The 14,914-nt window shown below is 73.3% G+C and carries 14 protein-coding genes and 1 pseudogene; 9 read left to right on the forward strand and 6 right to left on the reverse strand.

Translation table 11 applies throughout. The annotated features are described in order from the left end of the window. Positions 1-92: 92 nt before the first annotated feature. Together ACFRQN_RS21625 and ACFRQN_RS21630 are read left to right on the forward strand one after the other, a co-directional pair. Positions 93-899, forward strand: coding sequence for an IclR family transcriptional regulator (locus ACFRQN_RS21625; protein WP_049650658.1), 807 nt, complete (start codon positions 93-95; stop codon positions 897-899). A gap of 268 nt (positions 900-1,167) precedes the next feature. Further along, positions 1,168-1,914 (forward strand): alpha/beta hydrolase family protein, encoded by a 747-nt coding sequence (locus ACFRQN_RS21630; protein WP_380741576.1) that lies wholly within the window; start codon positions 1,168-1,170, stop codon positions 1,912-1,914. 2 nt (positions 1,915-1,916) lie between these two features. Here the strand turns inward: ACFRQN_RS21630 and ACFRQN_RS21635 are convergent, their stop codons facing one another. Both ACFRQN_RS21635 and ACFRQN_RS21640 read right to left on the reverse strand, forming a co-directional pair. Then, positions 1,917-2,441: a universal stress protein gene (locus ACFRQN_RS21635; RefSeq protein ID WP_074004499.1), complete on the reverse strand. Its 525-nt coding sequence runs from the start codon at positions 2,439-2,441 to the stop codon at positions 1,917-1,919. A 256-nt stretch (positions 2,442-2,697) separates the two neighbouring features. Beyond that, on the reverse strand, positions 2,698-3,375 hold the full coding sequence (locus ACFRQN_RS21640; RefSeq protein WP_380741577.1) for a TetR/AcrR family transcriptional regulator: 678 nt from the start codon (positions 3,373-3,375) through the stop codon (positions 2,698-2,700). Positions 3,376-3,518: 143 nt separating this feature from the next. Between ACFRQN_RS21640 and ACFRQN_RS21645 the strand changes: the two genes are divergently transcribed. Further along, a complete protein-coding gene (locus ACFRQN_RS21645; protein WP_380741578.1) occupies positions 3,519-4,337 on the forward strand; it encodes an MOSC domain-containing protein in 819 nt (272 codons plus the stop codon). A gap of 129 nt (positions 4,338-4,466) precedes the next feature. Here ACFRQN_RS21645 and ACFRQN_RS21650 read toward each other — a convergent pair whose 3' ends face one another. Beyond that, positions 4,467-4,799 carry a ribonuclease gene (locus ACFRQN_RS21650; RefSeq protein ID WP_049650667.1) on the reverse strand — a complete coding sequence of 111 codons (333 nt, stop codon included), beginning with the start codon at positions 4,797-4,799 and terminating at the stop codon, positions 4,467-4,469. Positions 4,800-5,186: 387 nt separating this feature from the next. Here ACFRQN_RS21650 and ACFRQN_RS21655 point away from each other — a divergent pair, with 387 nt between their 5' ends. Further along, complete coding sequence (locus ACFRQN_RS21655) at positions 5,187-6,704, forward strand: carboxyl transferase domain-containing protein (RefSeq protein ID WP_380741579.1); 1,518 nt, start codon at positions 5,187-5,189, stop codon at positions 6,702-6,704. Between the two features lie 556 nt (positions 6,705-7,260). After that, a complete protein-coding gene (locus ACFRQN_RS21660; protein ID WP_241853055.1) occupies positions 7,261-7,635 on the forward strand; it encodes a transglycosylase SLT domain-containing protein in 375 nt (124 codons plus the stop codon). Between the two features lie 240 nt (positions 7,636-7,875). Here the strand turns inward: ACFRQN_RS21660 and ACFRQN_RS21665 are convergent, their stop codons facing one another. Further along, entirely contained in the window at positions 7,876-8,334 is a 459-nt protein-coding gene (locus ACFRQN_RS21665; RefSeq protein ID WP_380741580.1) for an HD domain-containing protein, read from the reverse strand. Positions 8,335-8,594: 260 nt separating this feature from the next. Here ACFRQN_RS21665 and ACFRQN_RS21670 point away from each other — a divergent pair, with 260 nt between their 5' ends. Beyond that, positions 8,595-9,521, forward strand: a complete 927-nt coding sequence (locus ACFRQN_RS21670) for an AEC family transporter (RefSeq protein WP_049659344.1) — start codon at positions 8,595-8,597, stop codon at positions 9,519-9,521. A gap of 20 nt (positions 9,522-9,541) precedes the next feature. On the opposite strand, the gene ACFRQN_RS21675 is transcribed toward ACFRQN_RS21670, so the two are convergent. Next, a complete protein-coding gene (locus ACFRQN_RS21675; protein ID WP_380741585.1) occupies positions 9,542-9,976 on the reverse strand; it encodes a MarR family transcriptional regulator in 435 nt (144 codons plus the stop codon). 186 nt (positions 9,977-10,162) lie between these two features. Here ACFRQN_RS21675 and ACFRQN_RS21680 point away from each other — a divergent pair, with 186 nt between their 5' ends. After that, positions 10,163-11,032: an alpha/beta fold hydrolase gene (locus ACFRQN_RS21680; protein ID WP_380741581.1), complete on the forward strand. Its 870-nt coding sequence runs from the start codon at positions 10,163-10,165 to the stop codon at positions 11,030-11,032. Between the two features lie 493 nt (positions 11,033-11,525). Next, a pseudogene (locus ACFRQN_RS21685) lies at positions 11,526-11,918 on the forward strand (transposase); the annotation flags it as partial. A gap of 520 nt (positions 11,919-12,438) precedes the next feature. Here the strand turns inward: ACFRQN_RS21685 and ACFRQN_RS21690 are convergent. Continuing rightward, on the reverse strand, positions 12,439-13,158 hold the full coding sequence (locus ACFRQN_RS21690; RefSeq protein WP_380741582.1) for a DinB family protein: 720 nt from the start codon (positions 13,156-13,158) through the stop codon (positions 12,439-12,441). Between the two features lie 138 nt (positions 13,159-13,296). Here ACFRQN_RS21690 and ACFRQN_RS21695 point away from each other — a divergent pair, with 138 nt between their 5' ends. Further along, positions 13,297-14,361, forward strand: coding sequence for a transposase (locus tag ACFRQN_RS21695; protein WP_380741583.1), 1,065 nt, complete (start codon positions 13,297-13,299; stop codon positions 14,359-14,361). Positions 14,362-14,914 lie beyond the last annotated feature (553 nt).

The following is a 14,914-nucleotide window of genomic DNA, read 5'->3' on the forward strand; positions in this document are numbered from 1 at the left end:
AGATGAGGCGATCCCGTCACGACCGGGTACGTTCTGACAACCGCCGCCGACCTGCGGGGGAACACCGGCAGAACGACACAGGGAACGGACCCATGACGGAGACGGCGCCCAAGAAACCCGCGACCGAACGCAACCAGTCCTCCTCGCTGCGCCGCGCGCTCGCCGTCCTCGGCTACGTCCGCGACCACGGCGACGGGCGTGGCGTGCCGCTCGCCCAGCTCGCCGACGGGCTCGGCCTGAACAAGAGCACCGTGCTGCGACTGGCCGGCCCCCTGCTGGACGAGCACCTCCTCGACCGGGACCGCGAGACCGGCTGGTTCCGGCTCGGCCACGGCTCCCTGCGGCTCGGCCAGGCCTACCTGACCACCCTCGACCTGCGCAGCGTCGCCGCCGAACACCTGCGCCGGCTCCAGCGCGAGGCGGGCGAGACCGTCCACCTGACCGTCTGGCAGGCCCCCGGGATCGTCTACCTGGACAAGGTCGAGGACGAGACCAACGTCCGGATGGCCTCCCGGGTCGGCAGCCGGGCCCCCGCCTACTGCACCGCCACCGGAAAGGCGATCCTCGCCTGGCTGCCCGAGGAGGCCGTCGCCGAGGTGGTCGCGGCCGGACTGCGCCCGGTGACCGCCTGGACCATCGCCGACGAGCCCCGGCTCCGCGCCGACCTCGCCCGCATCCGCGCCCGCGGCTACTCGATCGACGATCGCGAGAACGAGCCCGAGGTCCGCTGCGTCGCCGCCCCGATCTTCGACCACACCGGCGAGGTGACCGCCGCCCTGTCCGTCTCCGGCCTCACCTCACGGATGACCGCCGCCCGGGTCCGCGCCCTCGGCCCGGTGGTCGCCCAGGTCGGCCTGCGGATCTCCCGCGAGCTGGGCTCCGACCGCCAGCCGTCCTGAGAACGCCTCGCCCCGAGAACGCCCCGTCCTGAACGGTCGTCCGGCGGTCGCCCTGTTCCCGGAAACGCGGACAGGGCCCGGCGCCGAACGAACGGCACCGGACCCTGTCCGACTCTGGAGCGCCAGGCCCGGGTCGCACGGACTCTTCCTACTGAAAGTAGGACGTGCTCTGGTAGCACCACTGACGCCTGACGAGGAATCCCTCCCTCGCGACGAGAAGTACAGTACCAGCTCCGTGATCATCCACCGAACCGGAGGGGAACCCCGCATGACGAGCGCTCGACCCGAGGCCGGTCCGCCTGCCGCCCCGACTGCCGCTCCGTACGCGGAAGGGCGGCTGATGGACGTCCACCTCCCGGCCGCCGGCACCGCCGGACCGGCTCCCGTCGTCCTGCTCTGGCACGGCAACGGCCCGAACGAGCGCGACGTGCTGCGGCCGCTGGCCCGGGAGGCCGCCGGGCTGGGGCTGCTGGTGCTCGTCCCGGACTGGAGCTCCGAGCAGCCGGACCGCGGCGGCGCCGAACTGCTCGCCTCGCTGGCCCAGGCCCGCCGGATCGCCGCCGAGCACGGCGGGGACCCGGCCCGCTTCGTGCTGGCCGGCTGGTCGATGGGCGGCCGCGAGGCGATAGCCGTGGCCACCCACCCGGACACCCCCGCCGAGCTACGGCCCGTCGCCGCCGTCGGCATCGCCTCGCACTACTCGACCACGGCCGTCACCACCGGCGAGGCCCCGCTCGACCACCTGGCCGCCGGCCCGTCCCCCGTCCCGCTCTGGCTGGTCCACGGCACGGCGGACGGGATCGTGGACATCGAGCACACCCGGCGGTTGAGCGCTGCTCTGACAAAGCAGCGCTCGGCGGTACGGACCCTCGAACTGCCCACCGACCACGCCGGCGTGGTGATGACCGCCTACCACCCCGAGGCCGGCCGCTGCCTCCCGGCCACCGACGCCGACACCCTGGCCGCCGGCCGGCGGACCGCCGCCGTCCTCGCCGAGGCGGCCGGGCCGGCCTGACCTCAGTTCCCCGCCGCCGGCTCCCGCAGCCCGCCACCGCGCTCCAGGGCCTCCAGCTCGCGCTGCAGCGGCGGACGCGGGACGGCCAGGACCGGGCAGGCGGCATGCCGGACGCAGTAGGCGGTGACCGAGGGGTGCACCAGTCGGGCGAGGCGGCCGCGCTCCCGTCCGGCGCCGAGGACGAGCAGGTCACCGGGCCGGTCCGCGCACCGCACCAGCGTGTGGCCGGTGTCGCCGCGGACGGCCTGGCAACGCAGCCGGACACCCGCGTGGCGTCCGGCGAAGGCCTCGTCGAGGGCCTGCCGCAGCCGGGCCACGGCGGCGTCGCGGCCGGCCTCGATCACCGGCGGGCACGGGGTGCGGCGGTAGCCGAGTTCGTCGCCGGGCGGGGTCCAGCAGAGCACCGCGAGCACCTCGACGTCCGAGCGACGGGCCTCGGCCACCGCGCGGTGCAGTGCGGCGAGGCTGCCCAACGAGCCACTGATGCCGACCACGATCCGGCCCCCGTCCGCACCACTGTCCGTCATGGCCCGCCCTGCCTCTCCGTCCGCCCGCGCGCCCGGGTGCCCTCGCACCGAGCCGGACCGGACCGCGCCGATTCCACCCCAGCAAAGCGGCCCGCGCCCGTACGGCCACGGGCCGTTGACGCGGCCCTGACGCGGAGCCCGTCCTTCCGTACGCGTCCCTGATGCGGCACGGGCGGAAGCAGGCTCGGGCTTGCGGCGGGCTCGGGCTTGCGGCGGGCTCGGACTCAGGAGGGCTCGGACTCAGGAGGGCTCAGGCTCAGGAGAGCTCCGGCTGCTCCGCCTCCCAGAGGTCCGCGAACATCCGGTCCAGGTGCTCCTCCCCGATCGGCGGGACCGGCAGCGGGTGGGTGGCCTGGGCGCGGAAGCCGTCGAGCAGCAGGGCGAGGTAGCGGCGCCAGAGGTCGGGGCGCAGCTCGGTGGCGGCCGGCAGGGCGCGGCAGAGCGGGCCGAGCAGGAAGAGCAGGTCCATGGTGACGACGTCGCGGCGCATGGTGCCCTGCTCCTGGGCGCGGGCGATCAGGGCGCCGACGGTGGTGGCGTGCCCGCGGCTGATCTCGATCATCCCGGGGATGGTCGGGATGGCCTGGGTGACCAGGTCGTTGATGCCCCGGTCGGCGGCGACCAGTTCGAAGATCCGCCCGAAGTACCGTTCGAGGCCGGTCCAGGCGTCCGCGTCGGCGAGCGCCTCCTCGCCCGCGGCGGCCAGGCCGCCCCCGGCGTCCGCGAACACCTCGCCGATCAGCGCCTCGCGGGTCGGGAAGTGCCGGTAGAGGGTGGCGTTGCCGACGCCCGCCTCCTTGGCGATCTGGTCCAGCGGCACGTCCAGGCCGTGCCGGGAGAACATGTCGCGGGCGGCGGCGAGCAGGAGGTCGCGGTTGCGCTGCGCGTCACGCCGGAGCCGCCCCGGGGGGTTCGCGCTGCTCGGTGGTGCCATGTCCCCGACCCTAGCAAGCGGCGGGCGGATCCACCCCGTCCCGCCTCCGCCCCCGTCGGCCCGCTCAACTACCCTGTGGGGTTCGCGAGATGGACGGTACGCGGGCGTAGCACGGCACGCCGGCGCGAAGGGGGGGCAGGACGATGGCCACGGTGACGGAACTGCGGTACTACCCGGTGAAGGGCTGCGCGGGGGTGGCGGCCGCGCAGGCGGAGCTCACCCGGGCCGGGCTGGCCCACGACCGGGCGTTCATGGTGGTGGACGAGGAGGGCGTGTTCCGCTCCCAGCGCCGGGACCCGGTGCTGGCCACCGTCCGCCCGACGGTGGCGGAGGACGGCCGTTCGCTGACCCTGGCCGCCCCGGGGACGGAGCCGGTGTCGGTCCCGGTGGACACCGGGGGCCCGCGCCGCGAGGTGCGGCTGTTCGGTGCGCCGTTCTTCGGCATCGACCAGGGCGAGGAGGCCGCCGACTGGCTCTCCGGGGTGCTGGACGCGCGAAGCCGACTGGTCCGGGTGCCGCCGGAGCACGACCGGGTGACCGACGGGCTGGTCCCGGGCACCTCGGGCTACGCGGACAGCTGCGCCGTGCACCTGGTGTCGCACTCCTCGCTGGAGTACTTCAACGAGCTCTCCGGCACTCCGCCGCTGCCGATGGACCGGTTCCGCCCGAACGTGGTGGTGGACGGCTGGTCCGAACCGCACACCGAGGACCTGGCCCGCCGGATCGAGGTGGGCGGGGCCGAACTGGGCTACGCCAAGCTCGCGATCCGCTGCGCGGTGACGATGGTGGACCAGTCCCACGGCACCAAGGCGGGCCCGGAGCCGCTGCGCACGCTGGCCCGGTACCGCCGGGCGGCGGCGGGCGGGGTGGCGTTCGGCAGCAAGTTCGCGGTGCTGCGGCCCGGCACGCTGCGGGTGGGGGACGAGCTGGCGGTGGGCGCCTGGGGGCCGTCCGAGCTCTGAGCCCGGGGGCGGCCGTAGCGACTACGGCTACGGTTACGGCCGCACGGCGGTGACCTCGGCGGGGAAGCCAGCCGAGGCCACCGTCGTGTCGGAGCGTCCGGGGACGGCCCCGGGGTGATCAGCGGACGGTCAGCAGGTCTGGTCGATCAGCGAGAACGTGGCGTAGTGGTCGCCGGTGTAGTAGTCCTCCTGGCTGGCCTGCCCGGTCACGATCCGGCGGGCGCCGCGGGTCGGGGAGCCCGGGGTGATGACGGTGTACTCGTGGTAGTAGCCGTAGGACTCGCTGGGCAGGACGCCCTCCCGGTTCTGGAAGACCACCCCGTCCTGGGAGTAGGGGAACGGTCCGCCGGAGGCGATCAGGTTGAGGGTGTCGGTGGCCTGCGACGGGAGGGCGGAGAGGCAGACCGAGCCGCTCACGTCGGCGTGCGCCTCGGTGGCGACGGCGACCGGGGCGAGGGTCATCAGGGCGACGGCGGTGACGGCGGCGGCGCGGGTCTTCCACGCGCGTAGAGTGCGAGTCATGTCCACCAGTCTGACGAGACACCGTCAGCTCCGGAAGCCCTCAGAAAAACTATTAACCAGCGAGTAACTACCCTTTACCTACGAGGACTTGAGCCGTACGCCGAGCCCCGCGCCCCTCCCCCGGAGCCGTCCGCGAAACGCCCACGAACCGCCCGTCCGGCGCAAGGGTCGACCGCCATCGAACTCATGTCGGAGCTGTCCCGACCGGACCGTGCCGCATAGAGTGCCGCCTAGCCGGACGGATCACGGCGGGGCCGGGACGACCGCCGGAACGACCGCCGGAGCGATCACCGGAACGATCACCGGAACGACTCTGACGGGGTGGGCATGGGTACGGGCTCGGGCACGGCACTGACGGCCCACCAGCTGATCGGCCTGCTGGTCGATCCGGGCGGCTTCCGCGGCTGGGACGAGCCACCGGCCGTCGACCGGCCCGACCCCGACTACCGCGCCTCCCTCGACCGCGCCCGCGAGCGCACCGGCCTGGACGAGGCCGTCCTCACCGGCGTCGGCTCGATCGACGGCCGGCCGGTCGCCCTCATCGCCTCCGAGTTCGGCTTCCTCGGCGGCTCGATCGGCGTCGCCACCGCCGAGCGGATCACCCGCGCCGTCGAGCGCGCCACCGCCGAGCGGCTGCCGCTGCTCGCCCTGCCCGTCTCCGGCGGGACGCGGATGCAGGAGGGGTCGGCGGCCTTCCTCTGCATGCTGCGGATCACCGCCGCCGTCCAGGCGCACCGCGCCGCCGGCCTCCCCTACCTCACCTACCTGCGCAACCCCACCATGGGCGGGGTCTTCGCCTCCTGGGGCACGCTCGGACAGCTGGTCCTCGCCGAGCCCGGCGCCCGGCTCGGCTTCCTCGGCCCACGCGTGTACGAGGAGCTGCGCGGCGTGGAACTGCCGCCGGACGTCCAGCGGGCCGAGACCCTCGCCGGCCAGGGACTGGTGGACGCCGTCGTACCGCCGCAGGAGCTGCGCGAGCTGCTCCGCCGCACCCTCGCCGTCCTCGCCGCCGCACCGCCGTCCCCTCCTACGGACCCCACCGCCTCTCCGACCCCCGCGCCCGTCCGCACTCATGGGCACCCCGACGCCTGGGACTCCGTCCTCCGCACCCGGCGCCCCGACCGCCCCGGCACCCGCGAGCTGCTGCGGCACACCGCCGAGGAGCTGGTACTGCTGGACGCCCCCGGCGGGCGCGGCGGCGCACTGGTCCGGGCGCTGGCCCTGCTCGGCGGCCGGCCCGTCCTGGTCGTCGGCCAGCAGCGGCAGACCCCCGAGCACGAACGCCCCTTCACCGCCGCCGACCTGCGGGCCGTACGGCGCACCGCGCGCCTGGCCGAGCAGCTCGGACTGCCGCTCGTCACCGTGGTGGACACGGCCGGCGCCGAGCTGTCCGCCCAGGCCGAGCTGGACGGCATCGCGGTGGAGATCGCCCACTGCCTGACCACCCTGCTCGCGCTGCGCACCCCCGTCCTGGCCGTGCTGCTCGGCCAGGGGTCGGGCGGCGGGGCGCTCGCACTGCTCCCGGCGGACCGGGTGATCGCCGCCGAGCACGCCTGGCTGGCGCCGCTGCCGCCGGAGGGCGCCTCGGCGATCGTCCACCGGGACGGCGCGCACGCCGCCGAGCTGGCCCGCGCCCAGGGGATCGGGGCGCACCGGCTGGCCGAGGTCGGGCTGGTCGACGAGGTGGTCCCGGAGCTGCCCGACGCCGCCGAGGAGCCGGCGGCCTTCTGCGCCCGGCTCGGGCACGCGGTCGGCGCGGCGCTCGGCGCTCTGTCGGCGACCACCGAAGCGGACCGGCTCGCGGCCCGGGCCGTCCGGCACCGACGGCTGGGCGACCTCCGTTAGGACCCGCCTCCCACCTCCTGCCGCTCGGCGCGGCGGTGTCGCGCCGATCCCGCCGCTCGGGTGTCGCGCCGCTCCCGCCGCTCGGGTGTGGCGCCGGTCTCAGCGCGGGGTTGATCGTCTGTACCCACCGTGCTTCGACCGGGCCGGCGAGTGACGCCCGCCGAGCCCCGCACGGTGAGTGCGCTCACACGTGATCAACACCCACGACGGGCGGTAGTAGACACCCCCGGAACGCCCGCGCCACCCCGGCACCCCCCGCGTTCGCGCTGCTCACCGCCGCTCCGCACGCTCCGCGCGACCGCCCCTTCGAATCCACGGCGGCCCCTTCCGTACGACCGTGGGTCGTACCGAGGGGGTCTTGGCGGGGGCCGATGCCGTCTGCCAACAATGGCTCAGTCGTCAGCCGCACCGGCACCTGTCCCGCCGGTGAACGGCTTGCTGCCGGGTCACGACCCCGCGACCGTCACGGCCCCTGTCCGGCCGAGGTCCGCGGCGGGGAGTGACCCGGCCCAACCCGATTGAGGTCCTGCTCTTTATGCCCGCTTTCAAGCTCCGTATGCGCACCTCCGCCGCGATCCTCGCCGGCGCCGCCGGTCTGACCGCCCTGGGCGCGGGTGTCCTGCCCGCCACCGCGAACGCCGCCACCGCCTCCCCGCAGGCCATCGCCGCCCAGATCGTCCCGGCCAACCAGCTGGCGTCCTTCAGCCAGATCATCGCCCACGAGTCGAGCTGGAACGTGTCCGCGACCAACGCGAGCTCCGGCGCGTACGGCCTGGCCCAGGCGCTGCCGGGCTCCAAGATGGCCTCGGCGGGCTCGGACTGGAAGACCAACCCGGCCACCCAGATCAAGTGGGCGCTGGACTACATGAACACCCGCTACGGCAGCCCGAACGCCGCCTGGAACTTCTGGCAGGCCAACCACTGGTACTAAGCCGACCCCATCGGCCCACCAGCCTCCGACCGTCACCTGACCACTCCCCCTCACCCCGGGGGTCGGACAGGGACCACCGGGGTGCCCGAGAGGGCCCGGACCCGCGCGATCCGCGTGGTCCGGGCCCTCTTGTGGTTCTCCGGCGCCCGTGGGCGGCGGGCTCTCGGGCTCCGACTCCTTGGGCCCCGGCTCCTTGGGCCCGGCTCCTTGGGCCCCGGCTCGGGGACTACAGCTCGTGGACTACAGCTCGCCGGTGAGTCCGAGCAGCTCGCGCATCCGCGCGTACTTGGCGGCCAGCCGCTCGGCGGTCGCCGGGTCCAGCACGGCGAGGCGGGCCGGATCGGAGTTGTGCGCCAGGTCCGCGCGCTTGACCAGCAGCGCGCCCGGCGTGGCCAGGATGCGAGCCGTGTACTCCTCGACCGGCTCGTCCCGGCGCCGGGTGAGCGCGTCCACGATCGCCTTGGTCTCCTCCGGCAGCGCGGCCCCGGCCAGCCACTCCCGGCTCAGCCGGTCGTCCTCGACGGTGTCGTGCAGCCAGCCCGCCGCGACCTGCGCCGCGCTGCCGCCCCGCGCCGCCGTCCCGTGGGCGACCGCCGCGATGTGCTCGCCGTACGGGTGGCCGTTCTTGTCCACCTGCCCCCGGTGGGCCCGGCGCGCGATCGCCTCCACCTCGGACAGGCTCAGGTGCTGGTCCTCCATCGGCTCATCGTAGGCCCGGGCGGTCGGCGTCGCTCCGGGCGGTCGGCCGCGTTCCTTGACGGTCGACCTCGTGCCTGGCCCGCCGATGGCCCGACCCGGCTGGCGTGCCCGCGACAGGCCCGTTGATCACCTCGCCGACGGCCACTGGTTTACTGCCCCGGGGGTTCATGGGCTTCGGGGGGTCACCGCGCTCGGGAGTCGACGCCCCCGACGGGAGACCCCGTCGCACCGGCAGATCCGCCCGAGCGATCCGAGGAACCATGCCAGCCCTGCACCCCCTGCTGTCCGCCTTCGCGCCGATCTGGGCGCTCACCGGCGTCGGCTACGTCGTCGGCCGCACCGGGCTGCTCGGGCCGCAGGCCGAGACGGTGCTCAACCGGTTCGTCTTCCACGTGGCGATGCCGGCCGCGCTGTTCCTGATGATCGCCCGCACCCCGCTGGACCGCTTCGCCAACGCCTCGATGCTCGCCTTCACGGCGGGCACGGTGGTCACGATCGGCCTCGGTCTGCTCGTCGGGCGGCTGCTGTTCCACCGCAAGCCCGGCGAACTGGCCGTCGGCGCGATGGCCTCCGGCTACGTCAACTCGGCCAACCTCGGCATCCCGGTGACCATGCAGGTCCTCGGCGACGCCTCCTTCGTGGCGCCCGTGGTGCTGTTCCAGATCCTGGTGGTCACCCCCGCCGTCCTGGCAGTCCTGGACGGCGGCGCGGCCGGGCGGCGGGCGCTGCTCACCCTGCCCGTCCGCAATCCGATCCTGCTGGCCACCGCCCTGGGCGCCCTCGCCTCGGCGACCGGCGTGCACCTGCCCGCCGAGCTGAATCGTTCCTGCGAACTGCTCGGCGGCGCCGGCGTCCCGACCGCGCTGATCACCCTCGGCATATCGCTGCACAACCGCCCGCCGGCGGAGGGCCGTCCGCGCCGCACCGAGGTCGGGCTGACCGTCGCGCTCAAGACCCTGGTCCAGCCGCTGGTGGCCCTCGCCGTGGCCGGCCCGCTGCTCCACCTGCCCGCGCACCAACTGCTCACCGTGGTGCTGTTCTCCGCGCTGCCCACCGCCCAGAACGTGTACACCTACGCCCGCGAGTACCGGCAGGGCATCGCCCTCGCGCGGGACGCGGTGCTCTGGTCGACGCTGGTGTCGATGGCGACGCTGTCGGTGATCAGCTGGACTCTCGGCCCCGCGTAGCCCCGGCCCTCCCTGGACACTCAGTTCTCCCGGGCGGCCGCCACCACCCCGGTCATCGCCGTCAGGAAGCGCCGGGCCGTGTCCAGCTCCCCCGGCTCGAACTGCCGCATCGCCGCGACCAGATCGCCGATCAGCCCGCCGAAGAAGCCCTCCCCCAGCTCCATCGCCCGCTCCTCCACCAGCAGCCGCACCCGGCGCCGGTCCCGCGGGTCCCGCTCGCGCCGGATCAGCCCGAGCCGCTCCAGCCGGTCCACCAGGCCGGTGGTGCCCGCCGAGTTCAGCCCCAGCGCCTCGCCGAGCCGGCCCGGGGTGACCACCTCCCCGGCCCTGGCCGCGTCCAGCAGGTGGATCAGCGCCCGCAGATCGGTCGGATGCAGACCGTTGCGGGCCGCGAACTCGGCGCCGAACAGGTCGAGTTCGACCGTCAGGCCACGCAGCAGGTGCACCAGCCGCATCGGGTCGGCAACCTCGGACACCCTGTCGTCCTTCCTCGGGGAGGGCATGTGCGACTATTCTCTCGCTCAGCGAGATACTTGTTCAGCACGATACGTGTTCAGCGTAATACTCGTTCGCCGCGACACTTGCCCGGCGAGTGGTCCAGCCGACTCGGCCGCCATCACACCACACCCGCGGAGGCCCTCATGTCCGCCCGCACAGCCCCCTTCCTCGCCGCCTACGACGCGCTGCTCGCCCGCTGGCCCGTCCCGGTCGAAGCGCTCACCGTCCGCACCGCCCACGGCACCACCCGGATCAACGCCTGCGGCCCCGCCGACGGCCGCCCACTCGTCCTGCTCCACGGCGGCGGCGCCACCTCCACCCTGTGGTATGCCAACGCCGGCGCCCTGGCCGAAGCAGGACACCGCGTCCTCGCCGTCGACCTCATCGGCGACCCGGGCCGCAGCGTCCACGACGGCGCCGCCCTCGACGGCGTCCCCGGCCTGCTCGGCTGGCTGGACGCCGTCCTCGACGGACTCGGCGTCCAACAGGCCGACCTCTGCGGCCACTCGTACGGCGGCTGGATCGCCCTGGAGTACGCCCTGCACGCCCCCACCCGGGTCGGCCGGCTCGCCCTGCTCGACCCCACCCAGTGCTTCGCCGGCTTCCGCCCCGGCTACCTGCTGCGCACCCTCCCCCTCTTCCTCCCCCACCGCACCCCGGCCCGCGCCCGCGCCTACCTCGACTGGGAAGCCGGCACCACCCCCCGCCCCGACCCCGCCTGGCGCGAGCTCTACGCCCTCGGCTACGCCGACTTCCCCGCCTCCCCCGTCGTCACCGGCCCCCGCCCCACCCCCGAACGCCTCCACTCCCTCACCACCCCCGTCCTCACCCTCCTCGCCGCCCACAGCCGCACCCACGACCCCCACGCCGTCGCCCGCACCGCCCGCCACACCCTCCCCCAAGCCGAAGTCGCCATCATCCCGGCCACCTCCCACCACAACCTCCCCATGGCCGCCCCCCATGACCTCAACCCCCGCCTCACCACCTTCCTCACCCCCACCCACCACCCCTGACCACGTACCCCCGCAGCATGGGAAGTCGGCCCATCCGACTTCTCGCGTCCCCCCACTCACTCGCACCAGGAGCACGGCCCGGATCCGCCACCGCATGCCGCCTATCAGTTTCCGCCGCGTCCACGCCTGCGGTCGGCCCGGCTTGATGCCCTGCGGCAGCAACGGTTCAAACCACGTCAACTGACTGTTTGTCAGATCTCCATGCCCCACGGAGCGTGATCGTTTCACCGCCGAGATCCACTTTCGCGACAAGCCCTCGCGCACCCGCTCGCCAGGCAGCAGGCGCTTCACAGGCGGCCGGTCGGGACAGGGAGGCGATCAGTCCGGGCGGAGCTCTTGCAGGCCTTGCGCTTGCCCCGGCCGTCGTCCCACCGGGACTGTTCGCCGGGTTTGTAGCAGATCAGGGTGACGATCGAGACCCGTCGACGGGAGCGGACATCGCTCCATCTCCCGCTCTACTTAAGCAAATTGCCACTCACTCAGCCCGGGAAGCGAGCGACTGCGGCCGGGCAGTAAGCACCACCTGATCACCGACGCCACCGGTATCCCGCTCGCCGTCACCCTGACCGGCGGGAACCGCAATGACGTCACCCGGCTCATTCCACTGCTTCAGGCACTGCCGTCCGTTCGCGGCAAGCGCGGCCGGCTCCGGCGCCGGCCCGACGCCGTGCTCGGCGACCGCGACTACGACCACGACAAGTACCGCCGCCTGGTCTGGAACCTCGGCGTGAAGCCGCTCATCGCCCGCCGAGGCACCGAGCACGGCGCCGGACTCGGCACTCAACACTGGGTCATGGAAGGCGCCTTCGCCCACCTGCACTGGTTCCGACGCCTGCGCATCCGCTGGGAGATCCGCGATGACATCCACGAGGCCTTCCTGAGCCTGGGTTCCATCGGGCGCCGCATTCGCCTGCACCCATGCCGGGCTCAACCGCTGGTTGAGGCCGAGCTCGCATGCCCGCTCCTCCAGCCTGACCAGCGAGGTCGTATCGAGGACCTTCAACTCCCGAGGCACCGGCTCATCCGAGTTCATCGCCCCCATGCTGCCCGATGGCACCCCAGCGACTGGAACCGACCATCGAAGATCATTTCGTTAGGAGCTCTTACTCCTGGATGGTGGACCGACGCCGCGCACGTATCGCACGACGAGGGCGTACCCGCGGATCGACGACTCTCAGCCTCTGCGGCGAGGCGGGTTCAACCTGAGCCTGTTCCTTATGGTGCGGCTCGGTTTCGCTAGCGGGGCGGGTGTGAGCGGACCGGTCCGGTTCGGTCGCGTTCGATCAGCGTGGCGGGGCGTTTGACGGTCTTGCCCACGTCGCAGCGGGGGGCTTGGTCCGGTTCGGGACGCCGGCCGGCCTGGGCCCGGGCGGGTCGGCTTGGGTGCACGTTGTCTGTAGTCGGCCCTACTCGGCGTCCTGTGCCTCGATCAGGTCGAGGTCGCGAACGCAGAAGGTGTGGTGCTCGAAGGTCTCCTTGAGCACCGTGCCGAGGCACTGCCGCACCAAGCGGCCCCGGGCGTACGGCGGCCAGACATCGTCGTCGGGCACCGGCGCTCGCGCTGCGAGCTGCACGGCGGTGACCTCATCGAGCCAGGCCTCAAGCTCGGCGGCCTGCGCGTCACGCACGCTCACGATCTCGTCGAGGGCCGGATCGAGCGAGAGGTCAAGCCCGTGCGCTCCACGGTAGGGCTCGACAGTCGGCCCAATGCCCATCGGCGTGAACAGCTCCGTCGAGCCCAGGCAGCAGCGGCGGAACCACGAGTCGTGGACGAAGACCAGGTGGCGCATCGTCTGCACCGCCGACCACTCGTCGTTCACGCTGCGGCGCTCGATGCCGGGCGTACGGCGGATTCGCTCGATCGTGGCGGCCCAGACGGCATGGAGCTGACGCGATGCCTCGCGCAGATCGTCAGGGCCCTCGGAGCGGATCAGCACCCGCACCGGATGACGCCGGTCGAGCTCTGCCTCGACGTACTCGGTGACCTCGACACCGTTCACTACGAGGTTGGTGACGTGCCCGTCGATCACGGCATCCTGCATGACGACGCCGATCAGGCGCGCCCCGGTCAGATCGCACTCGCGGAACTCCGCACTGTGCAGATCCTCGTCGATATATCGCGTCATGCTCCGCATACTAGGTCCGAGCACCGACAAGCCGGCCTCCCCGGTTTGACTTAGCTTGTTCCTTGGCATCGGGCCCTGATTGTGCTCGTCGATGGCTCACTCGTTCGGGTGATCGGCGGACATGGGGACGGCCCGGTCGTGATCCTGACTCTGCGAGGAGATCGAGGAATCGACGACGGGGCCGTGCCGATGAGTGTGCTCCGACTTGCCACCCGGCGAGACATGTTCGTGGAACTGTCACTCTTCCGGGAGGACTACTACGCCAGCCTGTCCGCGCGGGCGGACGCGTTCTTTGAGCCGACCGACGCGCTGCTGTGCTCGGATGCGCCCACCCGTACGCCGGTGGAGCTGTCACTGACCGCCGAGCACCGCCGCGGCTACGGCTCCCTGTACGGCGCGCTCGACCACGGCCGTCTGGACACCGAGCTGCCGCGGGACCTGCTGGCCGAGCTGCCACTGCCCCGCTTCGCGGGCCGGATCGTGCTCACCGTGGACGTCTCGCCGTGGCTGCGCTCCGACGCCGCCTGCTCGCCCGAGCGGCTGTTCTGCCTGGTCCACGGCCGCGCTGGCCAGGCGTCCAACCACGTGGTGCCGGGCTGGCCCTACTCGTTCGTCACCGCGCTCACCCCGGACCGGACCTCGTGGACGCAGGTCCTGGACGTGGTCCGCCTCGGCCCGACCGACGATGCTGCGCTGGTGACCGCCGCCCAGCTGCGGCAGGTGGTCCGGCGCCTGGTCGCCGCGGGTCAGTGGCGCGACGGCGACCCGGACATCATGATCGTGATGGACGCGGGCTACGACCCGATGCGCCTCGCGTACGTGCTGCGGGACCTGCCCGTCGAAGTCGTCGGCCGCCTGCGCTCGGACCGCGTCCTGCGACTGGCGAAGCCCGCCTACATCTACGACCCGAAGGGCGGGGCCCCCGAAGCGCGGGCCCCGCTTCCCACTCGCCGACCCCGCCGCCTGGCCCGAACCCACGCTGACCACCAGGAACGACACCCCGCGCTACGGCAAGGCCGAGACGACGGCGTGGGACCGGGTCCACCCCTACCTCACCCACCGCTCCGCCTGGATCGGCGACGACGGCGAACTCCCGCTGGTCGAGGGCATCCTGATCCGGCTGAAGGTCGACCACTTGCCCGGCGACCGCGACGCGCCACCGGTCTGGCTGTGGTCCTCCAAGACGGGCGCCACCGCCGATGACGTCGACTTCATCTGGTCGAGCTACCTGCGCAGATTCGACCCGGAGCACGCCTGCCGCCTGTTCAAGCAGACCCTCGGCTGGGCCCGACCCAGGCTCCGCTCCCCGGAGGCCGCGGACCGCTGGACCTGGCTCGTGATCGTCGCCCACACCCAGCTCCGCCTCGCCGCCCCACTCGCCGCCGACCAGCGCCGCCCTTGGGAGAAGACCAGCCGCCCCGGCGTCGCGCTGACGCCGACCCGCGTCCGCCGGGGGTTCCGGAACATCCGACCCCCACCTGCCCAGTCCGGCCCGTGCGCCCAAACCCAGCACGCCCGGCCCCGGCCGGCCACCCGGCATCCCGAACCGGACGAAGGCCACCCCCTGCGACGTAGGCAGAACCGTCAAGCTCCCCGCCACGCTGATCGAACGCGACCGAACCGGACCACAGCGATCAGCGCCCCGGTGAGCACGCCCCCACGGGAGTATCAGAATTTCGGTGGACACCCTGCTCAAGGGAGTCGCTGATGAGCTCGCGGACGGATCACTGGATTGGGTCGGCTTCGGATGGGAGGG

Source organism: Kitasatospora sp. NPDC056800, from assembly GCF_042789775.1.
Classification (GTDB): domain Bacteria; phylum Actinomycetota; class Actinomycetes; order Streptomycetales; family Streptomycetaceae; genus Kitasatospora.